At 63.0% G+C, this 24,083-nt stretch carries 21 protein-coding genes; 10 read left to right on the top strand and 11 right to left on the bottom strand.

Annotation, left to right across the window (positions count from 1 at the left end; translation table 11 throughout):
* Positions 1 to 3: 3 nt before the first annotated feature.
* Complete coding sequence (locus tag J2Z17_RS02765) at positions 4 to 1,176, bottom strand: M20 aminoacylase family protein (RefSeq protein ID WP_209941969.1); 1,173 nt, start codon at positions 1,174 to 1,176, stop codon at positions 4 to 6.
* A gap of 127 nt (positions 1,177 to 1,303) precedes the next feature.
* Positions 1,304 to 1,477, bottom strand: coding sequence for a DUF1328 domain-containing protein (locus J2Z17_RS02760; protein ID WP_209941967.1), 174 nt, complete (start codon positions 1,475 to 1,477; stop codon positions 1,304 to 1,306).
* A gap of 160 nt (positions 1,478 to 1,637) precedes the next feature.
* Between J2Z17_RS02760 and J2Z17_RS02755 the strand changes: the two genes are divergently transcribed.
* Entirely contained in the window at positions 1,638 to 1,913 is a 276-nt protein-coding gene (locus J2Z17_RS02755; RefSeq protein ID WP_209941965.1) for a hypothetical protein, read from the top strand.
* Between the two features lie 55 nt (positions 1,914 to 1,968).
* Here J2Z17_RS02755 and J2Z17_RS02750 read toward each other — a convergent pair whose 3' ends face one another.
* Positions 1,969 to 3,594 carry an AfsR/SARP family transcriptional regulator gene (locus J2Z17_RS02750; protein WP_209941963.1) on the bottom strand — a complete coding sequence of 542 codons (1,626 nt, stop codon included), beginning with the start codon at positions 3,592 to 3,594 and terminating at the stop codon, positions 1,969 to 1,971.
* Between the two features lie 167 nt (positions 3,595 to 3,761).
* Between J2Z17_RS02750 and J2Z17_RS02745 the strand changes: the two genes are divergently transcribed.
* On the top strand, positions 3,762 to 4,880 hold the full coding sequence (locus J2Z17_RS02745; RefSeq protein WP_209941961.1) for a phosphatase PAP2 family protein: 1,119 nt from the start codon (positions 3,762 to 3,764) through the stop codon (positions 4,878 to 4,880).
* 81 nt (positions 4,881 to 4,961) lie between these two features.
* On the opposite strand, the gene J2Z17_RS02740 is transcribed toward J2Z17_RS02745, so the two are convergent.
* Entirely contained in the window at positions 4,962 to 7,100 is a 2,139-nt protein-coding gene (locus J2Z17_RS02740) for a S8/S53 family peptidase (RefSeq protein WP_209941959.1), read from the bottom strand.
* 516 nt (positions 7,101 to 7,616) lie between these two features.
* On the opposite strand from J2Z17_RS02740, the gene J2Z17_RS02735 reads away from it, so the two are divergent.
* On the top strand, positions 7,617 to 7,997 hold the full coding sequence (locus tag J2Z17_RS02735) for a hypothetical protein (RefSeq protein ID WP_209941957.1): 381 nt from the start codon (positions 7,617 to 7,619) through the stop codon (positions 7,995 to 7,997).
* Positions 7,998 to 8,003: 6 nt separating this feature from the next.
* On the opposite strand, the gene J2Z17_RS02730 is transcribed toward J2Z17_RS02735, so the two are convergent.
* Positions 8,004 to 9,254: a D-amino acid dehydrogenase gene (locus J2Z17_RS02730; RefSeq protein WP_209941955.1), complete on the bottom strand. Its 1,251-nt coding sequence runs from the start codon at positions 9,252 to 9,254 to the stop codon at positions 8,004 to 8,006.
* Positions 9,255 to 9,541: 287 nt separating this feature from the next.
* Here J2Z17_RS02730 and J2Z17_RS02725 point away from each other — a divergent pair, with 287 nt between their 5' ends.
* Positions 9,542 to 10,006, top strand: a complete 465-nt coding sequence (locus J2Z17_RS02725) for an Lrp/AsnC family transcriptional regulator (protein ID WP_209941953.1) — start codon at positions 9,542 to 9,544, stop codon at positions 10,004 to 10,006.
* Between the two features lie 99 nt (positions 10,007 to 10,105).
* On the opposite strand, the gene J2Z17_RS02720 is transcribed toward J2Z17_RS02725, so the two are convergent.
* Positions 10,106 to 12,388 (bottom strand): FdhF/YdeP family oxidoreductase, encoded by a 2,283-nt coding sequence (locus tag J2Z17_RS02720; protein ID WP_245223812.1) that lies wholly within the window; start codon positions 12,386 to 12,388, stop codon positions 10,106 to 10,108.
* Positions 12,389 to 12,625: 237 nt separating this feature from the next.
* Between J2Z17_RS02720 and J2Z17_RS02715 the strand changes: the two genes are divergently transcribed.
* The gene (locus J2Z17_RS02715) at positions 12,626 to 12,958 is read left to right on the top strand and encodes a hypothetical protein (protein ID WP_209941949.1); all 333 of its coding nucleotides are present in this window, start codon (positions 12,626 to 12,628) and stop codon (positions 12,956 to 12,958) included.
* A 54-nt stretch (positions 12,959 to 13,012) separates the two neighbouring features.
* On the opposite strand, the gene J2Z17_RS02710 is transcribed toward J2Z17_RS02715, so the two are convergent.
* Positions 13,013 to 14,032 (bottom strand): DNA topoisomerase IB, encoded by a 1,020-nt coding sequence (locus J2Z17_RS02710; RefSeq protein ID WP_377299956.1) that lies wholly within the window; start codon positions 14,030 to 14,032, stop codon positions 13,013 to 13,015.
* A gap of 391 nt (positions 14,033 to 14,423) precedes the next feature.
* Between J2Z17_RS02710 and J2Z17_RS02705 the strand changes: the two genes are divergently transcribed.
* On the top strand, positions 14,424 to 15,944 hold the full coding sequence (locus J2Z17_RS02705) for an aldehyde dehydrogenase (NADP(+)) (protein ID WP_209941945.1): 1,521 nt from the start codon (positions 14,424 to 14,426) through the stop codon (positions 15,942 to 15,944).
* 90 nt (positions 15,945 to 16,034) lie between these two features.
* Here the strand turns inward: J2Z17_RS02705 and J2Z17_RS02700 are convergent, their stop codons facing one another.
* The 4 genes from J2Z17_RS02700 to J2Z17_RS02685 form a co-directional block, all read right to left on the bottom strand.
* Positions 16,035 to 17,339 carry a TRAP transporter large permease gene (locus tag J2Z17_RS02700; protein WP_209941943.1) on the bottom strand — a complete coding sequence of 435 codons (1,305 nt, stop codon included), beginning with the start codon at positions 17,337 to 17,339 and terminating at the stop codon, positions 16,035 to 16,037.
* Positions 17,336 to 17,839, bottom strand: a complete 504-nt coding sequence (locus J2Z17_RS02695) for a TRAP transporter small permease (RefSeq protein WP_209941941.1) — start codon at positions 17,837 to 17,839, stop codon at positions 17,336 to 17,338. Before J2Z17_RS02695 ends, J2Z17_RS02700 begins: the two co-directional genes overlap by 4 nt.
* Positions 17,836 to 18,828 carry a TRAP transporter substrate-binding protein gene (locus J2Z17_RS02690; RefSeq protein ID WP_209941939.1) on the bottom strand — a complete coding sequence of 331 codons (993 nt, stop codon included), beginning with the start codon at positions 18,826 to 18,828 and terminating at the stop codon, positions 17,836 to 17,838. The genes J2Z17_RS02695 and J2Z17_RS02690 overlap by 4 nt, the downstream gene beginning before the upstream one ends.
* A 344-nt stretch (positions 18,829 to 19,172) precedes the next feature.
* A complete protein-coding gene (locus J2Z17_RS02685; RefSeq protein ID WP_209941937.1) occupies positions 19,173 to 20,339 on the bottom strand; it encodes a LysR substrate-binding domain-containing protein in 1,167 nt (388 codons plus the stop codon).
* Between the two features lie 272 nt (positions 20,340 to 20,611).
* On the opposite strand from J2Z17_RS02685, the gene J2Z17_RS02680 reads away from it, so the two are divergent.
* From J2Z17_RS02680 to J2Z17_RS02665, 4 genes are read left to right on the top strand one after another with little or no spacing between them, the layout of a single operon-like run.
* Positions 20,612 to 21,343 carry a PIG-L deacetylase family protein gene (locus J2Z17_RS02680; protein WP_209941934.1) on the top strand — a complete coding sequence of 244 codons (732 nt, stop codon included), beginning with the start codon at positions 20,612 to 20,614 and terminating at the stop codon, positions 21,341 to 21,343.
* Positions 21,344 to 21,370: 27 nt separating this feature from the next.
* On the top strand, positions 21,371 to 22,333 hold the full coding sequence (locus tag J2Z17_RS02675) for a VOC family protein (RefSeq protein WP_209941932.1): 963 nt from the start codon (positions 21,371 to 21,373) through the stop codon (positions 22,331 to 22,333).
* 1 nt (position 22,334) lies between these two features.
* On the top strand, positions 22,335 to 23,006 hold the full coding sequence (locus J2Z17_RS02670; protein ID WP_209941930.1) for a 4-carboxy-4-hydroxy-2-oxoadipate aldolase/oxaloacetate decarboxylase: 672 nt from the start codon (positions 22,335 to 22,337) through the stop codon (positions 23,004 to 23,006).
* Entirely contained in the window at positions 22,999 to 24,054 is a 1,056-nt protein-coding gene (locus tag J2Z17_RS02665; RefSeq protein ID WP_209941929.1) for a 4-oxalomesaconate tautomerase, read from the top strand. The genes J2Z17_RS02670 and J2Z17_RS02665 overlap by 8 nt, the downstream gene beginning before the upstream one ends.
* Positions 24,055 to 24,083 lie beyond the last annotated feature (29 nt).

The raw sequence follows: 24,083 nt of genomic DNA, 5'->3' as shown, positions 1-24,083 counted from the left end.
GGTTCAGCCGCCCTTCAGCTCCTGTTCAACCAGTTCCACCCAGAAGCGGACGCCCGGGCCGATCGCCGCATCGTTGAAGTCGTATCCGGTATTGTGATGCAGCGCCCCGTCGATCGCGGGACCGTTGCCGAGCCAGACATAGCAGCCGGGAGCCTCGCCGGCGAAAAAGGCAAAGTCGTCGCCGGCCGTCGAGGGTGGGAAGGCGGTGCGTGTCTTTTCACCGAACACGGCCCTGGCGGCGCCAAGCGCGCGGGCAGTGGCGTCGGCGTCGTTGACCACGGGCGGAATGCGGCGAATGAATTCGTAGTACGCCTCGATGCCGTACATCTGTGCCGTGCCCTTCGCCAAGCGGCCGATTTCCTGTTCCAGCTGGTCGCGAACCTGCGGCGTATAGGCCCTGGCCGTGCCGCCGATCTCGACGAAATCGGGGATCACGTTCAACGCCTTCGGATCGCCCGCCTGGACGGAACAGGCGCTGACCACGGCCGGCTGCAGCGGATCGACCACCCGCCCGACGATCGTCTGCAGCGAGGCGAGAAAGGTGCCGGCGGCCGTGACCGGGTCCTTGCCCAGATGCGGTTTGGCGCCATGGGTCCCGACACCGCGAAAGGTCAGTTTCCAGCTGTCGGAAGAGGCAAGCTGCGGGCCCTCGACCACGGCCATCTCGTCCACATCAAGACCCGGCATGTTGTGCAGGCCGTAGACGGCATCGCAAGGGAAACGTTCGAACAGGCCTTCCTCGACCATCCGCTTTGCGCCGCCGCGGCCCTCTTCGGCCGGCTGGAAGATGAAATGCACGGTGCCGGAAAAATTCTTCGTTTGCGCCAGATAGCGGGCGGCACCCAGAAGCAGGGTCGTGTGGCCGTCATGGCCGCAGGCATGCATCTTGCCGGGAACGAGCGACTTGTAGGGGCGATCGGCCGTCTCCGGCATGGCCAGCGCATCCATGTCGGCGCGAAGCCCGATGGTGCGCGTGCCGTTGCCAACCTGCAGCGTACCGACCACGCCGGTACCGGCAAGCTCTTTGATCACCTGAATGCCCGCCTCCTGGAGCACGTTCGCGACGATAGCGCTCGTGCGCTCCTCCTCGAAGCCGAGTTCGGGATGGGCATGCAGGTCGCGGCGCAGTTCTCGAAGAAAATCGAGATCGGCGGCGAGCGGTTGCGGCAGGTTCATGAAGGGCTTCTCCGGACGGCATGAAACGGGCGGCCCGAGCCGCCCATCCACCTGCTATAGCGGATAACCGGCCCGGGCTTAACCCGTTTCATCTATTTCCGTCAGACAGATGCCGACTGTCGATCGATCAGAAGACGACGCTTCCGGCCATCAGGGCCAGCACCAGGAAGATGATGAAGATCGCCAGGGCAATGAAGAACAGGATTCGTGCGATGCCGCCAGCGGCCGCAGAAATACCGGTGAAACCGAAAATACCGGCCACGATCGAGATGACGAAAAATATCAGTGCCCACTTCAGCATGTTGAATTCCTTCCTGTTTGTGTTCCTCAAACCAATTCAGGCCAGGAAAGTTCCGTTCCCCACGGGCTTTCGTCACGGAAAGGTAGCGAGCATACCGTGCGGGTATCCGGGAACCGCCGACCGGTGAATGCGGTTCTACCTGCACAAGAGGAGGCCAGTCATGAAGATCATCACGGACAGCAGCCGGGTTCCGGCCGAAAGCATTATCATCAAGCTCTATCCGGACGGGGATACGGTGCGCGGCTATGTCCGCACCAAGGGCGAAGGCGATCGGGAAGACGCCATCTTTCCGGGCGAGCAGCTGGAGCCGCGCAAGGCCGTCGAAATTGCCGAAAGCCATAATCGCGGCCGTACCACCCCGGTGTATGTCGAGATGGAAAAGGGCATCGTCTGGCAGTCCGCATGGGGTGTCGCCGAACCCGCCGGCCCTCACTGAGGCAGAGGTGCGGTGCCCTTCAAGATTGGGTAGATGGCTCAGAGTACCAAGGGCGTCAGAAGGCTGCAGGCAATTTGCGGCGTGACTGCTCCAGCAGCCCGGCCATGCGCAAGGTGCGGTTCGGGTAATTCTCGTCTTCGAGGAATTGTTCGATCGTGAAGCTGTGCTCTATTGCGCGAAGCCGGGCGGCCACCACCGTCACCTCCTGTTCCATGCCGAAATGCCCGTAGAGCGCCAGGAGGTTGCGAAGCGGCGGGCGGAAATTCGGAGCCTTGCGCGAGGATGCCTGGGCGTGGGTCAGCGCCTCTTCCAGCCGCCCGCTCGCCACGCAGGTCAGACAGTGAAACAGGTCCCACCAGTGGCCGTAGCGCGAACTGCTGGCAATGTGGTGACTGCGCTGCGAGACGAGATAGGCCGACTCGGTGTTGCCCGACAGCATCTGCGCCATGGCGATCGACTGCAGGGCAAAGGCGCTGTTGGGATTTGTCTCCATCGCCGGCCGGGCAAGGTCGAGCGCGCTGCAGGCGTCGTCGAACAGCATCACCTGCACCAGGGCTGCGAGCGACAGCACGAGCGCATTGTCCTGGCCCGCTGCGAGCGCCTGGTCGAGAAACCGCCTGGCCTCGGCCTGCAGATGGCCGATATCGAGGTTGAACATCTCGATCGCCTGGATATTGCGGATCAGCGCCCGCCAGGCGAGAAAGGCGGGGTTGGCATCCAGCTGATAGGCCTGATCGAGCAGCCGGTCGGCTTCGATCAACTCGCCGGCGTGAAACGAGAAGATCTTGCCGACCGCCATCTGCACCAGTCGTGAGGCTTCGATCGTCGGGCTCATCGCATGGACGACGGAAGGCAGCCGGTAGACCGTTCGTTCGGTCGCTTCGAACACCGCCCGTGCCAGGTCGTCGCTGTTGAACAGATCGACCGAGCGCTCGCTGACCTGGAACGCCTTCGAGTAGAGCAGTTGCCGATGGGGGCCGTAGGTGGTCGTGATGAAGGCGGCGGTATGTTCCTGCGCCTCGCAGACGTGGCACTTCACCTCGATATCGCTGGTCTCCGGATCGCGCTCGACCGTTTCGCTGGTGTCGGTGCGGCACCAAGCGCTCAGCTGCTCGCCGAGATTCTGGCCGATCTGGTTGCTCAGCATTTCCCCGATCAGGCCGGCGATCTTGGTTTCCGCGCTGACGCTGACGCATTTGATCGCGATCTTGGTATCGCTGGTCGGCCTTGCCACGCTCGGCATTGCAACCGATGGCGGGGCGGCGAAATGGTTGCGCGTCAGGCGCAGCCATTCCTCGAATTCCGGATCGCGGACATCGAGCCCCTCGAGGAAATCGCGGCCTTCCAGGGCATGGAGTTCGGCATCTTCCAGATCTGTGACGACATGCGCGGCGGAGAGGCGCACCGTGTTGCGGTCGATCGTGATCAGGTGGTCATAGCCCTTCAGCGTGCGACGGATCTCGCTCAGCGTCTGGCGGAGACTGGCACTTGCCTGCTCCGGCCCGCGGTCGCTCCACAGCTTGTCTTCGAGCCATCGCCGGTGGCGCTCGTATCCGGGGGAGGTGGCGAGCAGCGCAATCAGCGCGCGCGCCTTCTTTCCGCAGGGAGTCAGATCTTCCCCATCGGTTGCCATGACCGCCAAAGGACCGAATAGCCTGATCGTCGCATTAATATCGTGCATAGCTCCTGACCCCTAGGAACACAGGGGACTATAAGCTATTTCGGATGGGTCGGCAATCGATGCGTGCTGCCGTGAAAAAAGCGTTATTATTCCGAGCAACCACAATCGGTGTTTGACTTGCCGACGGCGCTTTTGCCACCATCGCCTGCGGCAGAAATCGGGAGGCCATGATGGCGGGTCTGGGCGGCAAGGGTGGTAAAGGCGGCAAGGGAGGCAAGGGCGGAAAAGGGGGGAAAGGCGGGAAGGGCGATGCCGATTTCGAAAGCGGCCTCGACCATGCCGGCAGCAGCTCCTCGCCCTATCTGAGCACGGCGCTGGCCGCCACACGGGACGGAATTCAAAACCGCTGGTCGGGTGACGCGACGCGCACGGCCCCGCATCTGACAGCACCACGCGCGGCGTGGGATGCGTTCAAGCCGCTGGAAGAAGACGTTCGCGAAGTGCTGATCGATCACAATCTGCAGCGCCTGTTCAGCGTCGATCCGGCGGCCGGCACGGTCAGTGCCGGCGGCAAAGTGCTGATCACCCTGACACGGCCGGACTTCACCCACAGCTTCACCCTGCCCGACGGCACGACGAAGACCATGGCGGACATTCAGCTTGGACACATGAAGAAGGCGGCGGATCTGCGGATAGACCGGTTGCCTGAAATCTACATCCAGCAGACCGACATACTCTCCTTCTTCGGCACCATCGCCTATCTGAGCGAAACCACGACAAAATGGACGCTCGATCTGCTGCGCGGGGTGCTGCGGCTTGCGGCCTTTGTCGAGATGCCGATCAAGCACGCCTTCGACATTCCCCGGCCGATCACCATGACCACCGAATTGCAGCCGATCATCCAGACGCCGACGCATGGCAGCTGGCCGAGCGGCCATTCCACCGAATCCTTTGCCGTTGCCACCGTGTTTTCGACTTTGATCGCCGGCGGCAGTGTTCCGGCAAAATCGGGCGAACAGGCCGTGCTCGATGAGACGCTGCCGATGCGGCTTGCGGCAAGGATCGCCACCAACCGGACGGTCGCCGGCGTGCATTTTCCGACCGACAGCATGGTCGGTGCGCTGCTCGGTATCTCGATCGGCGAGTATCTGGTTGCCCATCTGTCCGGCGGCGCTTCGGTCGCGGTCAACCGCAGCTACGGCGCGCCGGATGCCGACAATTTTTCCCTCGGGACGCTCGCCACCAAATTCGGGGCGACATCGACAGACACGGTGGCGACCGTACCGGATCTCTCCATTCTCGCCGAATTGTGGAAAGCTGTCCGTGCGGAGATGAATTCGCCCTGATGCGTTGAGGCCCTTCACCGGGCATAGGGCGGAGAGGAGGGGCGGCATCGGGGGTGCCGCCCCTTCCGTTTCAGCGGAGCGTCAGGACCGGTTACGGCTGCCGACCCTCGGCCAGAGCCCGGCCGAAAGCCGTTCGATCGACAGCGGGTCGGTGATCGGGATTGGTGCTTCGGGCCCAGGCACTGTCGGGTCCAGTTCGCTCTGGGCAGTCTTGGCGAGCGCGCGGCACACCTGCGGCGCGGCGGCACTGGTGCCACTCAGTGCCTCGATCGAGGCGGACGTGGTGGCGCTCGCGAGCACGCCCTCTAAGGCATAACCATCTTCGCTGACCGCACTGTCGGTCGGCGCATAGTTGCTCCAATCGGCTGACAGGGCCGAATAGTCGGCCGCCACCGCTTCGTCTTCGCCGCGCCACACCGCGCCGGCGGCCCGGTGAATGCGTGCCGCAACCTCTGGCGCGACGGAGGGATGGACTGTCGTCAGCGCCGAATGCGTGCCGCGATGGGTGATCGGGCCCGCCCCGAGCGCCGTGTAATCGAGCGTTTCAGGATCGAAGTCATACGCGTTCGGTCCGTCGAAATAGGATTGTCGTCCGAGAGGATCATAGCCCGGGGCCGTGTCCCCCCGCTGGATCTGCAGGATCACGTTTTGCGCTGTCGCAAGACCGTTACGCACCGTTACTGTCCAACTGCCGGATGGCGCCAGGATATCCTGCCGACCATGCCGGGCGGTGGGTGCCAGCGCCAGCACATAGGCGGCACGGGTTCGAAGGTCACTGCCATCCTGCCGCGTCTCCAGAATCCGCGACGGCACGTGGTAGATGCGGGCATAGGCGTGGCCGGCATTATCCACAAGCGAGATGAAGCTGCCGCTTGCTACCGGTGTGGCGGCAAGGCTCTGTCCGGCCGGATCGGTCAAGCCGACGGCAAACTCCGCCGGCAGTTCGTCATGCCCCTCCAGATGGATCTCGACGAAGCTGGCGGTGAAATCGTCGGGTGGTGTCACCCATTCGATCGTTCGCTCGGCCGGCTCTTGCGCGCCGCCGAGCGCTTCGAAAAACGCCACCTGCCGCGACAGGTAATTGTTGCCATAGGCATAGACGACACGCGCCTCGGGATAGCGGGCAAGCTCGCGCGCCACCTGGTATTCGAGAAATTTGGTGCCGTTCTTCGGCCCTGCGAGAATGCCGAGCGAGATATTGATGATCACCGGCGGACGGTTGGCATAGAGCTGTCCGAGCGTCGACAGGATCCACCTTACCCCCATCACCACATGCGTCTCGAACCTTGTACCCGAGGTATCCTCGATCGATTCGGGCGGCAATTGCACAGCGAGCAGCGGCCAGTCGCGCACGCGCCGATCCTCGTCGGTGGCCGTATGAAATGGGTCTGCCCCGGCCGCCACGTCCAGAACATGCGTGCCATGGCTGAACTGAAATTCCGTGCTGCGATGGGCGTCTTCGTCGAGCAGCTGCGCATTCAGTCTGGCATATTCGGCGAATTCGTCGAGGCGTGCGCCTTTGGCCAGCAGGAGATCGATATCGTCCTTGGACAATTCCCGGCCGAGCAGCACCCGCGACGCCGAGGCCGGATCGGCTTTTTCCCGCGCCTGTATCCAGACCCGGTCGAAGCGCGTGACGAACCGGCCCGTCGCGTCGTCGACCCGGGTGAAGCGCTCGTTCAAAAAGCCGATCCCGTCATCGATGATGGCGACAACCGGCTTGTCCAATTCGGGCTTTCCGGCCGGGTTCGTCACGAAGGCGGCTTCGGGCGACTGCACCGCGCTGTCGGCGAGCGCCACAGTGGAGCCGACGTCCAGCAGGTCGAACACCTCGGTCAGCCGATGCCGGAAGCGCGCGTTGAGCAGCCGCTCGCGCGGAATGTAGGCGTAAAACTCCACGACGCCTTGGGAGATGCCTGCTTCCAGCGCTTCCAACTCGTTCGGCTCGATCCGTGCATCGATCCGGGCCCGGCTCCCGGCGATGGTCTCCCCGCCGTCGCCCTGCAGAAAGGCAAGGAGGCTGGCTGCGGCGCCTGATCCATTGCCGTAGCGGGAGGCTCGGTCCTGACGAAGCCTCAGAAAGATCGGCACATAGTCTTTGACGCTGTTGGGAGAGGAGGGCGCCGGGGGCATGTCCTTGTGGGCCGCAAGATAGTCAGCCCAATCGAGGTAGCCATCCCAGAACCAGTGTACGTCGTCTGTCTCCTGCTGACCGGCCATCTCGGCTCCCCCTTCTTGTCTTCGCCTCTGTCGCGGGATGGCACTCCGCCCGGCCTTCCCGGTCAAACGAAGTTTGCGGGCGGGCGCCGAATTTACGTTTTTTTTACGCCAGGGCCGCCGGGCGGTTGGAACTGACAGCCTAAAATCACGGGCGGGTCACGCTCTCAACGCATAGTGGAGACAAATGTCGGGCGAGGGGCCGCATGACATCGATCAACGGCGCCGACCAGCGCAACACTCAATCGAGCCGAATACCTCCCACGGCTCGCATCACAGCGCCGACGACGGCCAGGACCTGGGTTATGTCGGCGCTGTGATGATTTTTTGATGGGAGACGGTCTCTTGTTCAAGGCCTTGCCGCTGCCGGTTTGATCTTCGGTGCGGCTGCCGGACTACGGGCGGAGGGGGAGCGCGGGGAACCGGTGGGGTTCTCTTGGCGTTCGCATGGGGCATGGGGTTGTTCGGTGTTGCAGTCTGCATCACCGCCTGATGGGCGGGAGGCAAGGGTTTGACAATATGCTGATCGCGACGGGTACGTTTTCCGGCCGGGGCGGGCATATCCTGCGTGGTCATTTCACGCTCACCCAGCGCGCCGATGGCGTTCTGATGACCACCAGCGAGGATTTCTTCTTCGACGGTGCGGAAGAACCCGGCTGGGCCCTGTTCGACCGTATTCCCCAGTCGAGTGCCGATCCGAGCCTGGCCGCGGCAGCCGAGACGCTCGGTTTTGGCCGTCTTGCCCCATCCTCGCAATTTCCGCATCGTGAGATCGTGGGGCGCCGGACAGCGCTGATACCGTCACGTCTGTCGGTCGACGCATACGAATGCATCTTTCTCTGGTGCTATGCGACGCAGTTCCTGCTGGGCATCGGTCCCTATGCGCTGCAGAGCGTCTGACGCCGATCAGCCGTAGCGCGCAACGCCCAGGTCCTCGGCCGATATGTCGGGCGTGCGCCCGCTGACGATGTCGGCGATCAGTTTGGCCGAGCCGGAACTCATCGTCCAGCCGAGCGTGCCATGGCCGGTGTTGAGGTAGAGGCCGTCGATCCTGGTGGCTCCGATGACCGGCGTGCCATCCGGCGTCATTGGCCGGAGTCCCGACCAGAAGCTTGCCTGGTGGAGATCGCCGCCGGGGAAGAGATCGGTGACGGAGTGTTCCAGCGTGCGGCGACGCTTCAGCCCGAGATCATTGGTATAGCCGGATATCTCGGCCATGCCGCCAACCCGGATGCGCTCGCCGAGCCGCGTCAGGGCGATCTTGTAGCTCTCGTCCATTACGGTGGAGACAGGCGCGCGGGTCTCGTCGATGATCGGGATGGTCAGTGAATATCCCTTCACAGGATAGACCGGCAGGGCGATTCCGAGCGGCTTCAGCATCAGCGGCGAATAGCTGCCCAGCGCCACGACCACCGCATCTGCGGGGCTATGCGCCCTGTCGGTCACGACCCCGCGCACCCGGCCGGCCTCGACGTCGAGCCGCTCGATCGTCTCGCCCCAGCGAAAGGTGACGCCCATAGCGGCAGCCTTCTCGGCCAGCGCATTGGTGAACTTGAAACAATCGCCGGTCTCGTCCTTCGGTGTCAGCAGGCCGCCGACGATCTTTCCGCGGGCAGCGGCGAGCGCCGGTTCCTGCGCAATGCAGCCATCGACATCCAGCAATTCATAGGCAATGCCGTCGGCGGCCAGTGCCTTGACGTCCTTGGCCGAGGCTTCCAGCTGATGGTGGTTGCGAAACAGCTGCAGGGTGCCCTGCATGCGTTCGTCATAGGCAATTCCCGTCTCGGCGCGCAGTTCGGCCAGAGACAGCCGGCTGTAATCGGCAAGCCGCAGCATCCGGCTCTTGTTCAGCGCATAGCGCTCTGCCGTGCAGTTGCGCAGCATCCGGACCAGCCAGGACAGCATGGCAATGTCGAGCTTGGGGCGCAGGATCAGCGGCGCATGCTCCATCATCAGCCATTTCATCGCCTTGACCGGAATGCCCGGTGCCGCCCAGGGCGAGCAGTAGCCGAAGGAGACTTCGCCCGCATTGGCGAAACTGGTTTCCAGCGCCGGCCCCGGTTGCCGGTCGATCACGGTCACCTGATGGCCGGCTTTGGCCAGCTGATAGGCGGTGGTCACGCCGATAATGCCTGCGCCGAGAATGGTGATGTTCATGAAAACCCCAGGATTGCGCGCGGCATGCAGGATGGCATGCATCGGGTGACAATGAAATGCCGGCGGACATGCCGGAAACGTCGAATGCGCTTTTGACGTCGGGGTGGAAGATGGACCGCACTGAAAACCAGGTGGTGGTGCGCCAGCTTCGACAATCCCGCAAAAGTCGAAGACGAACATCATCGAGACTATTGACATGATCAGGCAATATCTCGCCATTGCTGCAAGGATTGTTGTCTCTTGCGCAATTTTAAGCAATTTTATGCGATGAAATGGAGGGAATGTGCATGGATGCCATTGACGGGATCGACCGCCAGTTGATCCGCCTGCTGCGCACCAATGCGCGGACCAGCAATGCAGCTCTCGCAGCCGAGGTCGGCTTGTCGCCCTCCGCCTGCCTGCGCCGCGTCCGTGCGCTTGAGGAGGGGGGTGTGATCCGCGGTTATACCGCGCTGATCGACAGCGGCGCGGGTGAAGCGTCGATCGCGGTGATGATCAACATCACGCTGGAGCGGCAGACGGAGGAGCATCTCAACCGCTTCGAGGCCGCCGTGCGGAAATATCCCGAGATTCGGGAGTGCTACCTGATGACCGGCGGCTCGGACTATTTTCTGCGGGTGGAAACAGCCAGCGCCGGCGAGTTCGAGCGGATCCACAAGGAAGTGCTTTCCACGCTGCCCGGCGTGCTGCGGATCCATTCGAGCTTTTCGATCCGCAACGTGCTCGCCACCCGGCCCAAGCGGCGGCGGTAGAGCATTGCCGGTGAAAGCAGGCCACCTGCAATGCTCAATCTTCTTGTTATTGCTTAATTTCAGCGGCGAACCCGGGTTCCCACTTTCGCAACGACCGGGCTAGCCATCCGCCTCGATCGTCACCGGAATCGACTTCGATGCCGGGGTTTTCGACAGCTGGTCGTGATGATCGATGGCGATCAGCACATTGCATTCCGGGTAATAGGAACAGATCGTGCCCCTGGGCAGCGTGTGCGGCCTGACCGTCAGGCCGCCAAGCACGCGGCGCGTGCCGTCGTCGAAATCGCTGACGAGGCGCACGGTCTGCCCGGCCTTTAGGCCGGCGGCTGCGATGTCTTCCTCGCACATCAGAACCACGTCGCGCGTGCCCTCGATCCCGCGAAAGCGGTCGGAATATCCATAGATCGTGGTGTTGAACTGATCGTTCGACCGCATGGTCAGCAGCCGGTAGCGGCCCGGGCGATCCGCAAACGACAGCGAGTTCAGCTGCTCCGGCGTCGTGAAGATCGCCTTCTTTTCCGGTGTTTCCCAGATCCGCTCATGCGCGCCATTGCCGCGGTAGAAGCCACCCGGTGTAAAAAGCCTCTCGTTGTAGTCCTTGAAGTCCTCCGGATAGGTCTTTTCGATCAGGTCGCGCACCAGCCCGTAATCGCCGGTCCACTCATCCCATTTGAGCTTCGGGCTGGGGGCAAGGGCTGCCTTGGCGATGCCGGTGACGATCGCCAGCTCACTCTTGAGGGTTTGTGCCGCCGGCGTGCGTTTGCCGATGGAGCCGTGGATATGGGAGAAGCTGTCCTCGATCGAAACCGCCTGGTTGCCGGTTGCTTGTTCGTCGATCTCCGAACGTGACAGGCAAGGCAGGATATAGGCGTTCTTCGCCGGGAAGAGATGGCTGCGGTTGAGCTTGGTCGAGACCATGACCGCGAGCTCCTGGGCGGCCCAGGCTTTTTCCGCTGCTTTCTGGTCGGGCACGGCCCTGAGCAGATTGCCGCCAAGCGAGATGAAGGCCTTGATCTCGCCGCGCATCAGGCCCTTTATGGCATCGACGATATGGGTGCCGTCGTCTGTCGGCGGGTCGAAGTCGAACAGTGCCTTGAGCTTGTCCATCGGCACCAGCTTGGTCTTTTCGGCAACGCCGACGGTGCGTTGACCCTGGACGTTGGAATGGCCGCGCACCGGACAGCAGCCGGCACCTTCGCGGCCGATATTGCCGCGCAGCAGCAGCAGGTTGACCAGCATGGCAATGTTGAGCGCGCCGTGCGAGTGCTGGGTCAGCCCCATGCCGTAGACCCCGATGACCCGCTCGGCCTTGACATAGACGTCGCCGGCCTCGCGCAGCGCAGCCTCGGTGAGGCCGCTCTCCCGTTCGATATCGGCCCAGTCGGCTTCGCGCACGCAGTGGATGAAGCTGTCGAAGCCGGTGGTGTGCTGGTCGATGAATTCCACGTCGAGCACGCGCTTCTCGCCGCGTGCTCTTGCGATGTCATCGGCCTCGACGACCACCTTGCAGAGCCCGAGAATGGCAGCGACGTCACCGCCGCTCTGCACCTGCAGGTAATGGTCGGAAATCTGTGTTTCGTGGCCAGATATCATGTCCAGCGGGTTCTGCGGATTGACGAAGGAGACGAGCCCCTGTTCCAGCACGGGATTGAAGGTGACAATCTTGGCCCCGCGTTGCTTGGCCTCCTGCAGTGGATGCAGGAAACGGGGGCTGTTGGTACCCGGGTTCTGGCCGAAGAAGAAGAAGCAGTCGGTCTTGGCAAGGTCTTCCCACACGATGGTGCCGACCGGCGAACCGATCACCTTTGTAAGGCCGACCGAAGTCGTCTCGTGGCACATGTTGGAGCTTTGCGGCAGGTTGTTGTTGCCATAGGCGCGGGCAAGCAATGCGTAGAGATAGGACGCCTCGAGCCCCGCATGGCCGGAGGAATAAAAAACTACGCTTTTCGGATCGAGCGTCTTCAGCACGGAACCGATGCCGGCAAAGGCCTCGTCCCAGGAGACTTCGACATAGCGATCGCTTGCCGCGTCATAGCGCATCGGCTGGGTCAACCGCCCTGTCTTTTCCAGGTCGTGGTCCTTCCATTCGCGCAATTCGGTGACGGTGTGGTCCTTCCAGAAATCCGGGGTGCAGCGGGCAGTGGTCATTTCCCAGAGCGTCGCCTTGGCACCGTTTTCGCAGAATTCGAAGGCGTGGTAATTGGCCGGCTTCGGCCACGCGCAGGAGACGCACATGAAGCCGCCCGGCTTGTTCTGCCGCCGCAAGGTCTCCAGCACCGCAGGGGTCGGCCAGGTTTCGCCGTAGATCCTGGCGATCGATTTCAACGATCCCCAGCCACCGGCAGGCCCCTCGGATTCGGCGTCCTTGATGCGTTCATTCATGGCAATTCTCCACATGGCTGTTGCAGGTCGCAACGCCTGCAAACCGGGGAAGTTGCCAGATGATCAATATTTAATGTTTGCGAGGACGCGATCGCGCGGAACCGGAGCGACGCTCATGCGTTCGCGCCTCATTGAGATTGTGTCCCCGTCTTCCTCGCGCAGACCGAAGCCTGCTGTCGATGGAGGACGTTCTGCCCGATTTGCAAAGAATGAATTTTCGACAGGAGCATTGCCTGCATGAGCGACCAACAGTTTTATCCGAAGACGAAAGAGAAACCTCGCTTCGATGTTTCCCAGTATCTTGCGGGTGGACTGACGGCCTTGGGCCTTGTGCTCGTCGCTTTTGCGGTGCCGGTGCTCGGCCTGCCTTTCGGGCCGATCATCGCCACGGGCGTTCTTGCCCTCTTGGCCATCATTCAGCTTGCCGTCGATTTCACCAGTGCCGTCAAGCGCGGCCGCAGCCGATCGCGGCGGCAGGATCTGCGGCTGGTGCTGGCGATCACGCTCAGCGTCATCCTGATGATAGCAGGCCTGGCCTGGCTTCTCTACGGACAGCATGGCGGTCTGTGACAAGAGCTGACGGCCTGTCAGCTCGAGGCCATCAGCGTTTCTTTCCAGCAACGTTTACCGCTTTGCCGGCCTCAGATAGCTGCGCAGATAGGCCAGCAGCCGCTGCTCCGACACACGCATCCCGTCGCGCGTCCTGACCGGACGGCCTAGCTGCCGCTTGAGCCTGAGGCACAGGAGGTCATCCGTCGCAAGCGCCAGCACGCCCGGATGCACATAGCTCTTGCGGCAGACGGCCGGCGTGTTCGACAACTCGTCTGCGGCCGCTTCGCACAGGCTGCGGATGGTCGGTTTTTCGCCCGCGTTCAAGAGCGAGCAGGCCTTTTCGAAGGCGGCGACCGTGCCGCCCCAGGTGCGAAATGTCTTGGCCGAAATCGGTACGCCGGCGGTTGCACTCAGATAGCGGTTCAGCTGTCCGGAATCGACCGGGTGCACCACGCCGTCCTTGTCCTGCCAGACGAACAGCTTGCGCCCGGGAAGATCGGCGATCCGCTCAAGGATCTTTTGCAGGCGCGGTGCACGTAGTTTCTGCTTGATCTTCTTGCCACCCTTGGCGGCGAAGGCAAGTTCAACGACCTCGCCGAAGCGGATGTGCTTTTTCAGAAGTGTTGTTGCGCCATAGGTGCCGTTGGTCTGCAGATAGCACTGGTTGCCGACCCTCAGATGCGCCGCGTCGAGTAGCAGTGTCAGGGCGCCGAGGGTCGAGCGCTCGGTCCCGTCGATGGTCTCGGCATCGATACGGGCCCGGCGGCGCAGTTTCGGCAAGGCCGTTCCGAAGCGCGGCAGCTCGCTGTATTTCTTCTCGTCGCGCAGCGCATGCCATTCCTCGTGGTAGCGATATTGCTTGCGTCCGCGATCATCGAGACCCGTCGCCTGCAGGTGGCCATTGGCCATCATGCAGATCCAGACGTCCTTGTAGGCCGGCGGTAGTCCGAGCGCCCTTATACGTTCCATCTGCTCGATATCGTTCAGCAGTTCGCCGTTCGGCAGGCGGTAGCTGAAACCGCGGCCTCGCCTTTCACGGCGAATACCGGGTTCCTGATCGTTGACGTAAATGAGGCCGGGGGGCAGCGGCACGGGATTTCTGACAAGCTCGTTCATCGAACACTCAACACCGTTTTGTCTTGTCAGCGAAAACTCGCAAGCGGCGATCCGGGTTCCAACGCAAATCATGCGGGCGCCGCCGCGGGCTCGCCGGTCGGCCGCCCATTGTCACCATGCGGCATGCCCGTTAAAAGGGTGGCGACCTGCTGGCGACCGTGTTCTGGGGAACGCATAGGTTGCCTGCGTCCGGCGCATCGGGAGGAGCGCCGACAAGGAAGAGATCTTCACTCTCCACCCAAAAGATCTTTCACCGGGTTGCCATTGCGGCGACATGGTCGGTATCTACATAAAGTATGACTTTTTGTCCCGGCCGACGGATCGCTGCCCGAAGGCAAAAACTGAGACACGATCGAAAGGATTTCCAATGACATTCGCACCGCACGGCAAGCACCTGATCGCAGGTGAATGGGTTGCCGGCAAGGACATGTTCCAGTCGTCGCCAGCGCATGGCCCGGCCCACAGCTTCTCCAACGGCACGGCGGACGATGTCGCCCGGGCCTGCGAGGCGGCCGAGGCAGCCTTTTCCGCCTATGCTGCGACTACCCGCGAGGAGCGTGCCGCCTTCCTGAACAAGATTGCCGACGAAATCGAAGCCCGCGGCGAGGACATCACCGAGATCGGCACGCAGGAATCCGGCCTGCCGGCCGCGCGGCTGAACGGCGAGCGCGGCCGCACCACCGGCCAGCTGCGCCTGTTCGCCGAGCATATCCTGAAGGGCGAATATCTCGACCGTCGCCACGATGCGGCCCTGCCGGATCGCCAGCCGGCGGCGCGTCCGGAGATCTTCATGATGCAGCGGCCTATCGGCCCGGTCGGCGTGTTCGGCGCATCGAACTTCCCGCTCGCCTTCTCGACCGCTGGCGGTGACACCGCGTCGGCTCTGGCTGCCGGCTGCCCGGTGGTCGTCAAGGGGCATCCGGCCCATCCCGGCACCGGCGAGATCGTCGCCGAAGCGATCGCTGCTGCGGTCAAGGCCTGCGGCATGCCGGCCGGCGTCTTCTCGCTCGTTCAGGGCAATACCCGCGTCACCGGCGAGAGCCTTGTCAAGCATCCGCTGATCAAGGCGGTTGGTTTCACCGGTTCATTGGCCGGCGGGCGTGCACTCTTCGATCTCTGCGCCCAGCGCCCCGAGCCGATTCCGTTCTTCGGGGAGCTCGGTTCTGTCAACCCGATGTTCATGCTGCCTTCGGCGCTGTCCGCACGCGGCGAAAGCCTCGGTGCCGGCTGGGCCGGTTCGCTCAGCATGGGTGCCGGCCAGTTCTGCACCAATCCGGGCATCAGCGTTGCGATCGAGGGCGGCGATGCCGACGCCTTTGCCGATGCTGCCGTCAAGGGGCTGGAAAAGGTCGATGCGCAGGTCATGCTGACCGACGGTATCGCCGACGCCTACCGCAAGGGCGCCGAGCGCGTCTCCGGTACCACCGGGGTCCAGGCGTTGATGACGTCCACCTGCGACCTGCGCAATGCCAAGCCTTATCTCTTCCGTACGACCGGTGACGAATGGCTCGCCAATCACGAACTCGGCGAGGAAGTCTTCGGTCCGCTCGGCATCATGGTCACCGTCAAGGACGAGGACCAGATGCTCGAGGTCGCCAAGAGCCTGGAGGGTCAGCTGACCTGCACCCTGCACATGGATGACGGCGACGTGGCGCTCGGCCAGAAGCTGGTTCCGGTGCTGGAGCGCAAGGCCGGCCGCATTCTCGCCAACGGCTTCCCGACCGGTGTCGAGGTGGTCGACAGCATGGTGCACGGCGGGCCTTACCCGGCTTCGACCAATTTCGGCGCCACCAGCGTCGGCACGCTGGCGATCCGCCGCTTCCTGCGCCCGGTTTCCTACCAGAACCTGCCGAAGGCCCTGCTGCCGGCCGATCTCGCCAACGCCTGATCTCCTGCCGCATCACTATTGAAAAAAAGCCCGGGCGGAGATGTCTCTGCCCGGGCTTTTTTTTGGCCGAGACCGGCAATGGTCCGCCTGCTATCCGAACATCGAGTTCGGGATCAGAAGAGCGATCTGCGGGAAGGCGATGATCAGCAGCAGGCCGATGATCATTGCCATGAGGAAGGGCATGACGCCCCTGAAGATCGCGGACATCGGCACGTCTTCCGCCACCCCCTTGACGACGAAGACGTTAAGGCCGACCGGCGGGGTGATCATCCCCATTTCGATGACGATCACCGCCACGACGCCGAACCAGATCGGGTCGAATCCCGCAGCCTTGATGATCGGGAAGACGATCGGGATCGTCACCACAAGCATCGACAGGCCGTCGAGGAACATGCCGAGCGCCACATAGGCCAGGATGATCACCGCCAGGCTGCCATAGGGGCCGAGGCCGAGCGTCGTCAGCGCGGTGCCAAGCGTCTCCGGAATATGGGTCATCGCCAGGAAGGGGTTCAGCACATTGGCGCCGATGACGATGGTAAACAGCATTGCCGTCGTCTTTACCGTATCCAGCAAGGCCTCGTAGAAGGCGGACAAGGTAAGCGCGCGCATGGCAAGGGCAATGAGGATGACGAGTGCCGCGCCGATGCCCGAGGCTTCGACGGGGGTAAATGCGCCGACATAGATGCCGCCGATCGACAGCACCATGACCGCCAGCAGTGGGGCTGCCTTGCCCAGCAGCTTCAGTTTCTGCAGGAAACGGACATGGTCGCCATGCGGACCGGCTTTCGGGTCGAGCCAGGTAACGATCGAGATCGCGGCCATGAACAGGCCCATCATCAGAATGCCCGGCAGGATGCCGGCCATGAACAGGCGGCCGATCGATTCCTCGGTCAGTACCGCATAAAGGGCAAAGCCGGTCGAGGGCGGGATGAGGAAGCCGAGCGTACCGCCGGCGGCGATCGAACCGGTAGACAGGCTTGCCGAATAGCCGAGGCGCTTCATCTCCGGCAGCGCCACCTTGCCGATGGTGACGGCGGTTGCGACAGAGGAACCGGAGACGGCGGAAAAGGCGGCACAGCCGATCACCGATGCCGAGGCCAGCCCGCCGCGAAAGCCGCCGACCCAGGCATAGGCCGCATCGTAGAGGCTGCGGCTGAACCCGGCGGCCGAAGCGATGTTGCCCAGCAGGATGAACATCGGCACGACGACCAGCGAATAGTTGGACACCGCGCCATAGGTTTCGGTGATCAGCACCGCGCCCGACGAGCGGAAGCCGCCGAGAATCCAGGTGCCGAAAAAGCCGACCAGAAGCATTGCGAATGCCACCGGCGTGCGAAACGCCATCAGCGCGAACAAAGCCGCGATGCCGATGATACCGACAGTCTCAACACTCATTTGGCAAGCTTTCCATGGACGAGCAGCATGATCTGCAGGAGCAGTGCGAGCACCGCGACGGCGGTTCCGGCGGCGATCAGTCCGTAGAACGGCCAGATCGGCAGGCCGAGCATGTTCGTCGCATCGCCATATTCCTGCGCATCGAGGGCCTTCAGCGCCGCGCGCCAGACAAGGACGCCAAGCACGAAAGAGGTCGCCATTCGCGAGAACACATCGCCGACAAAGCGGCCGGCAGCGCCGATCGCATTGTCGAGAATGTCGACGCGCACATGGCCGTCGCTGGCCGTGCAATAGGGCAGGGCCATCATCACGGCGGCGACGGTCACTAGCTGCACGATCTCGTTGGTGCCGAGCATTGGAATGGAGAAAACATAGCGGCGGATCACGTCGGTCGCGATCAGGACCACCATGCCGAGCAGAAAGAGACCCGACACCGTTGCCAGCACCTTTGTGGTGCTGGCAAACAGGCGCGAGACGGCGATGTCGTCCCTGTTCTTCATTTCGCGGCAGTCAACCCGTCAACGATGGCCTTGGCGTCGATGCCCTTGGTAGCCGTCTCTTCGACCACCGTGTCGACGACCGGCGCCGAGAGATCGTTGAACGCCTTGGCTTCTTCCGGCGTGAGCCGGATCAGTTCCTTGCCGTCCATCTTGCCGAAGTCGTCGATACCCTTGTTCGCCTCGGTGACCTGCACCTTGCTGCCGAGATCGGAGGCTTCGCGACCGGCCTTTTCGACCGCTGCCTTCTGATCGTCCGTCAGACCTTCGAAGGCGTCGCGATTCATCAGGATGAAGAAGGGCGAGTTCGTCGAGTTCATTCCGACCGTCAGGTATTTGGCGACCTCACCGAGCTTGAACGACTTGGTGGCCGTGCCATCGATCAGCGCGCCGTCGATGACGCCGGTCTGCATCGCGTTATAGATGTCCGACACCGGCATCGACACGGGCAGGGCGCCCCAGGCGGCAGCGACCAGACCGGCATTGCGCGAGGGCACGCGGATCTTCAGGCCCTTGATGTCGGCGGGGCTGTGAACGGCCTTGTCGCGCATGTAGAGAATGTTATCGGCGCTCGACCACAGGCTGATCAGCTTGACACGCTTGTATTCCGGCATCAGGAGGTCGATGTTCTTCCAGAGGGCGGCCGTACCCGTCTCCTCGGACACGACGCCCGGCAGTTCCGCCAGCAGCGTGCGGGGAAAGTTGGATGCCGTATAGCCGGGCAGGCCGATGGCAAATTCGGTAACGCCTTCGACCGCGCGGTTATATTGATCGACCGGCCCGCCGCCGAGTTCGCCGCCATTGTAGAGCTTGACGGTCACGGCGCCGTCGGTCTCCTTCGCCACCATGTCGGCAAAGGGCTGGAAAGCGCCCGCGACATAAGGATGGGTCGGCGCCATGAAGTTGGCGAATTTCATCTCGTCCGCCTGGGCCGCGCCGATGGCGAGGCCGGTCAGCGCGACGGCTGTCAGAATCGTCCTTGAAAAGGTCATTGTGTTCTCCTCCATGGGCGGATCCGCTGTATCGGATCCTTATAAGTGTTCGTCTTATCGGAGCTTTGCGCGGTAGGCGGCATGCAGGCCTTGCCCTTCGCTCTGCGTAACCAAACAGCCAGCTGCCGCTCATGCGGTCACCTGTGGAAACGCCGGACAAAACGACGATAGTTCGCGGGTGTTTTGGTTGTGCCTCGCCCTCCGATGCAGCCTGTTTTTGCGCGGAAGGGGCGCGTGATGCCATTTCGAACAGGGGCGATCCCTATAAGATTCTGCTATAGCGGTTCAGATTTGTTATTGCAGGTGGCAGACTTGCGATCGTTAGAAAGAACCACGTTTTCTCGTCAGTCCGTGCCGGTGCCGAGCATATCCAGGAATTCCGCCTGGGCTGCGGTCGGTAGCCAACCTTTTCGCAAGGTCAGCCCGATCGGCCTCTCCGTATCAACCAGCGAATAGGCAAGCGGGTTCATCAATCCATGGCTGATCTCGGCCTCGGCCTGCAGTCGCGATATGCAGCCGAGGTGGTCGCTGGCATTCAGCAGTTCACGCATCAGGATCAGCGAGCGTGATTCCACCAGTTGGCCCGGCACGGCCAGCCCCTCCTGGGTGAAGATTGCCTCGAAATGGCCGCGGATCGGCGCGCCCTTCGGGGCGACCACCCAGGGATAGCGGGCGAGATCTGCCGTCGAAATGGTTTGCTGCGTCGTCAGCGGGTGATCGGCACCGGCGACCAGTACGATCGTGTCGTGAAACAGAACGCGCTGGTCGACATCACCGATCGGTGCCGGTTCGCGCAGGGCGCCGATGAGAAAATCGATCTCGCCCCTGCGCAATCCCGCCAGCAGGTCGTCATAGGTGCCCTCGACGACATCGATCGGCAGCCTTCGTCCGGCGGCGCGAAAGCGGACGATCGCCTGGGGCAGTGCATAGGCGCGCGACAGCGGCATGGCGCCGATGACGATCCGGCCGGCTTCCGTTGCGCGGATTTCACCGAGATCGGCTTCGGCCTGCGCCAGTTCGGCAAAGGCCAGCCGCGCCGCCAGTGCCAGATTCTGTGCTGCCTTCGTGCCGATCATGCCATAGGCGGTGCGTTCGAACAGCGGCCGCCGCGCCTCCTGTTCCAGCTGGGTGATCGCGCGGTGGACCGTTGCCTGGGCGAGGTCGAGCCGGCGGGCGGCGAGCGTGAAGTTCTCCGCCTCGCGCATGGCGATCAGCGATTGCAGTTGCGCGGTGGTGGCCGTCACCTGCAGTCTTGGCGAAATGTCGACCAGCGCCGGATCGAGGAATTCGAGCGCACGCCTGACGCGCGTCAGCAGGACCTCGCCGGCCTTGTTGAGAAACAGGCCTTGCGTCGTCCGCTCGAACAGCGGCTGGCCGGCAATGCGCTCGACCCGGGCGATCGCCTGGGTCACTGCCGGCTGGGAGACATGGCGCAATTCACCGGCGCGTGAGACGGACCCTGTCTCGGCAACCGCGACGAAGACCCGCAGATGGCGCAGATTATGGCGCATGCTGGCCTGCACCGGCTGCGGCAAAGGTCTCGATTGCAATTCCTGCAGGTTCGCGGAGGTTCATGATTGCACTTTCGGCGGTGTCGCGGCTGTCGGACTAGCGGTCAATGAAACGCCCGCATTTCCAGTCGTGCGAGCGTGGTGCGCGGCAATCGCGCCAGCTGGTTTCGGTCTTCGTTATAGCAATAACTTATGACCGTGCCAGCAATCCAAATTGAAAAATCTGGTAGAACCTGACCAATTGGTGAAAACGAAAATTCAGGAGGATACCCATGGCTGACAAGAAAACCGCGCTGGTGATCAGCGCCCACGCTGCCGATTTCGTCTGGCGCTGTGGTGGTGCGATCGCCGCCCATGCCGAGCTGGGCTATGATGTGACCGTGGCCTGCCTGTCCTTCGGCGAACGCGGCGAAAGTGCCCGTCTGTGGAAGGAAGGCAAGGGGCTCGACGAGGTCAAGGCGATCCGCCGCGAGGAAGCCGAAAAGGCAGCCGAGGTGCTTGGCGTCAAGGAACTCGTCTGCTTCGATCTCGGCGACTATCCGCTGGTTCTCGAAAAGGAAGACAAGTTCAAGCTGGTCGACCTGATCCGCAAGGTCCAGCCGCGCTTCATGCTCAGCCACAGCCAGTACGATCCCTACAACACCGACCACATGTACACGACGCAGATCGCGCTCGAAGCACGCATGGTGGCGCAGGCCTGGGGGCATAACCCCGGCGAGAAGGTGCTCGGTGCACCGCAGCTCTACCTGTTCGAGCCGCACCAGACCGAGCAGATGGGCTGGAAGCCGGACAGTTTCCTCGACATCACCCCGGTATGGGACAAGAAGCGCGCCGCGATGGAATGCATGAACGGCCAGGTGCATCTGTGGGAATACTACGAGCGTGTCGCCCAGCAGCGCGCCAACCACTTCAAGCGCAATTCCGGTGGCCAGTCCGGCGGGCGCGATTGCAAATATGCCGAGGGCTTCCAGTCGATCTTCCCGCGGACCCTCGACGAGCTGTAAACTCGCGGGGAGGGAGGAGAGACGAACATGGAACCCTGTTTCGATATCGGGCATCTCGGCCATGTCGAGGTGTACACGGACAAGTTCGAGGAGAGCCTGGATTTCTTCACCCGCGTCTACGGGCTGAAGCTGTCCGGGCAGGATGAGACATCTGCCTATCTGCGGGCCTGGGACGACTACGAGTTCCACACGCTGAAGCTGACGCGTCACCACACGACGGGCGTCGGGCACATCGCCTATCGTGCCTCGTCGGAGGCAGCGCTGATGCGGCGGGTGGCGGCGATCGAAGCGAGCTCCTACACGGTGATCGGCTGGGTCGAGGGCGATCTCGGCCATGGCCGGGCGTTCCGCTTCGAGGATCCGTTCGGCCATGTCTTCGAGATCTACTGGGACACCGTTCGCTATACGCCCGATGACCGGGATCGGTCGGCATTGAAGAACAATGCCAGCCGTTACCACGGCCAGGGCGCCAGCCCCCGCCGGATCGATCACCTGAACCTGCTGTCTTCCGATGTCAGCGTCTTTCGCGACTTCATGCAGACCTGCCTTGGCAGTCGCGTGACCGAACAGATCCGGCTCGACAACGGGCGGCTCGGCGGCTGCTGGTTCACCATCAACAACAAGACCTATGACCTGGCCTGCACCGAGGAGCACGGCGGCGGGCATGGTCGCTTCCATCACGTGACCTATGCCTGCGACCAGCGCGAGGACATTTTGCGCGCGGCCGATATCTTCCTGGAAAACGGCGTGCATATCGAGACCGGGCCGCACAAGCATGCGGTGCAGGGCACCTTCTTCCTCTATGTCTGGGAGCCTGCCGGCAACCGCGTCGAGCTTGCCAATTCCGGCGCGCGGCTGATCCTCGCACCGGACTGGGAGACGGTCACCTGGACCGAAACCGAGAGAAAGAGGGGGCAGGCCTGGGGCCTGAAGACCATCGAGTCGTTCCACACCCACGGCACGCCCCCCGTTGCAAAGAAGGAGCATTGATATGCCAGTCGTCGTCCAGAACATTCCGCGTGCCGACAAGGGCTTGATCGAGCGGCTGGCAAAGGCCGGCGTCGCCACCGTCCACGAGGCGCAGGGGCGCACCGGCCTGCTGCAGAGCTATATGCGACCGATCTATACCGGTGCCCAGATTGCCGGGTCCGCCGTGACCATCTCGGCAGCACCCGGCGACAACTGGATGGTGCATGTGGCAATCGAGCAGTTGCAGGATGGCGACATTCTCGTGCTGTCGCCGACCAGCCCGTCGGACAATGGCTATTTCGGCGATCTGCTGGCCACTTCCGCGCAGGCGCGCGGTTGCCGTGGCCTCGTCATCGACGCAGGCGTGCGCGATATCCGCGACCTGACGGCAATGAATTTCCCCGTCTGGTCCCGGGCGATCTCGGCGCAGGGCACGATCAAGGAAACGCTGGGTTCGGTCAATGTGCCGATCGTCTGCGCCGGCGCCGCAATCGAGGCCGGCGACGTGATCGTCGCCGATGACGACGGTGTCTGCGTGGTCAAGCGCGCCGATGTCGAGACGGTGGTGGCCGCCGCCGAGAAACGTCTGGCGGCAGAGGAAGCCAAGCGCGTGCGGCTCGCCGCCGGCGAGCTCGGCCTCGATATTTACGACATGCGGCTAAGGCTCGCAGAGAAGGGGCTGAAATATGTCTGAGGATGGTGTCCGCTGCCTCTGGATGCGCGGCGGCACATCCAAGGGCGCCTATTTCCTGGCAGGAGACCTGCCATCGGACGAGGCGGCGCGGGACGACCTGCTGCTACGGATCATGGGCTCGCCCGATCCGCGCCAGATCGACGGCATCGGTGGCGCGGACCCGCTGACATCCAAGGTCGCGGTCCTTTCCGCATCGACCCGGGACGATGCCGACGTCGACTATCTCTTCCTGCAGGTCTTCGTCGACCAGGCGCTCGTCAGCGGGGCGCAGGGCTGCGGCAATATCTTGGCCGGCGTCGGCCCGGCCGCCATCGAGCGCGGTCTCGTTGCAGTGGCGGGCGAAGAGACGGATGTGCGCATCCACATGGTCAATACCGGCGAGATCGCGCTTGCCAAGATCCAGACGCCCGGCGGCAAGGTATCCTATGCCGGCAGCACCGAGATTGCCGGCGTGCCGGGCGCCCACGCGTCCGTGCCCTTGACCTTCATGAACATTGCGGGATCGATGTGCGGTCAGCTTCTGCCGACCGGCAATGCGGTCGACGTCATCGACGGCGTCGAGGCGACGCTGATCGACAACGGCATGCCCTGCATCGTCATGCGCGCCTCCGACTTCGGTCTGACGGGCGATGAAAGCCGCGAGGATCTGGAGGGCAACGCCGCGCTGAAGGAGAAGGTCGAGGCGATCAGGCTGAAGGCCGGACCGATGATGAATCTCGGCGACGTGAAGGAAGCCTCGGTCCCGAAGATGTTCCTGGTCTCGGCGCCGAAGAACGGCGGGGCAATCTCGACCCGCAGCTTCATCCCGCACCGCGTGCACGCATCCGTCGGCGTCTTTGCCGCCATCACGGTTGCAACCGCAACCCGAATCGACGGCAGTCCGGCAGCAGCTCTTGCGGTGCAGCCGGCGGATGGACGCTATCAGGTCGAGCACCCGACCGGCATGATGGAGGTTTTCGTCGACATGGGCGACGACGGCACGGTGAAGGGTGCGGGCAATGTCCGCACCGCCCGCAAACTGTTCGACGGCCTGGTCTTCCCGAGGTGAAGCGTTGTCTCTGACCTGGCCGTGATGAC

The organism is Heterorhizobium halophytocola (genome assembly GCF_017873095.1).
GTDB classification, from domain to species: domain Bacteria; phylum Pseudomonadota; class Alphaproteobacteria; order Rhizobiales; family Rhizobiaceae; genus Allorhizobium; species Allorhizobium halophytocola.
Note: the sequence above shows the minus strand (reverse complement) of the source record. Positions and strands in the feature narration are given on the sequence as shown.

What these genes read in the sequence shown, in the direction of transcription:
- J2Z17_RS02675 (WP_209941932.1), top strand. Translation starts at nt 21,371, where the DNA reads ATGGAACCCTGTTTCGATATCGGGCATCTCGGCCATGTCGAGGTGTAC.
- J2Z17_RS02750 (WP_209941963.1), bottom strand. Translation starts at nt 3,594, where the DNA reads ATGCACGATATTAATGCGACGATCAGGCTATTCGGTCCTTTGGCGGTC.
- J2Z17_RS02705 (WP_209941945.1), top strand. Translation starts at nt 14,424, where the DNA reads ATGACATTCGCACCGCACGGCAAGCACCTGATCGCAGGTGAATGGGTT.
- J2Z17_RS02760 (WP_209941967.1), bottom strand. Translation starts at nt 1,477, where the DNA reads ATGCTGAAGTGGGCACTGATATTTTTCGTCATCTCGATCGTGGCCGGT.
- J2Z17_RS02725 (WP_209941953.1), top strand. Translation starts at nt 9,542, where the DNA reads ATGGATGCCATTGACGGGATCGACCGCCAGTTGATCCGCCTGCTGCGC.
- J2Z17_RS02690 (WP_209941939.1), bottom strand. Translation starts at nt 18,828, where the DNA reads ATGACCTTTTCAAGGACGATTCTGACAGCCGTCGCGCTGACCGGCCTC.
- J2Z17_RS02765 (WP_209941969.1), bottom strand. Translation starts at nt 1,176, where the DNA reads ATGAACCTGCCGCAACCGCTCGCCGCCGATCTCGATTTTCTTCGAGAA.
- J2Z17_RS02730 (WP_209941955.1), bottom strand. Translation starts at nt 9,254, where the DNA reads ATGAACATCACCATTCTCGGCGCAGGCATTATCGGCGTGACCACCGCC.
- J2Z17_RS02720 (WP_245223812.1), bottom strand. Translation starts at nt 12,388, where the DNA reads ATGAATGAACGCATCAAGGACGCCGAATCCGAGGGGCCTGCCGGTGGC.
- J2Z17_RS02735 (WP_209941957.1), top strand. Translation starts at nt 7,617, where the DNA reads ATGCTGATCGCGACGGGTACGTTTTCCGGCCGGGGCGGGCATATCCTG.
- J2Z17_RS02685 (WP_209941937.1), bottom strand. Translation starts at nt 20,339, where the DNA reads ATGCGCCATAATCTGCGCCATCTGCGGGTCTTCGTCGCGGTTGCCGAG.
- J2Z17_RS02695 (WP_209941941.1), bottom strand. Translation starts at nt 17,839, where the DNA reads ATGAAGAACAGGGACGACATCGCCGTCTCGCGCCTGTTTGCCAGCACC.
- J2Z17_RS02700 (WP_209941943.1), bottom strand. Translation starts at nt 17,339, where the DNA reads ATGAGTGTTGAGACTGTCGGTATCATCGGCATCGCGGCTTTGTTCGCG.
- J2Z17_RS02715 (WP_209941949.1), top strand. Translation starts at nt 12,626, where the DNA reads ATGAGCGACCAACAGTTTTATCCGAAGACGAAAGAGAAACCTCGCTTC.
- J2Z17_RS02755 (WP_209941965.1), top strand. Translation starts at nt 1,638, where the DNA reads ATGAAGATCATCACGGACAGCAGCCGGGTTCCGGCCGAAAGCATTATC.
- J2Z17_RS02665 (WP_209941929.1), top strand. Translation starts at nt 22,999, where the DNA reads ATGTCTGAGGATGGTGTCCGCTGCCTCTGGATGCGCGGCGGCACATCC.
- J2Z17_RS02745 (WP_209941961.1), top strand. Translation starts at nt 3,762, where the DNA reads ATGATGGCGGGTCTGGGCGGCAAGGGTGGTAAAGGCGGCAAGGGAGGC.
- J2Z17_RS02740 (WP_209941959.1), bottom strand. Translation starts at nt 7,100, where the DNA reads ATGGCCGGTCAGCAGGAGACAGACGACGTACACTGGTTCTGGGATGGC.
- J2Z17_RS02670 (WP_209941930.1), top strand. Translation starts at nt 22,335, where the DNA reads ATGCCAGTCGTCGTCCAGAACATTCCGCGTGCCGACAAGGGCTTGATC.
- J2Z17_RS02680 (WP_209941934.1), top strand. Translation starts at nt 20,612, where the DNA reads ATGGCTGACAAGAAAACCGCGCTGGTGATCAGCGCCCACGCTGCCGAT.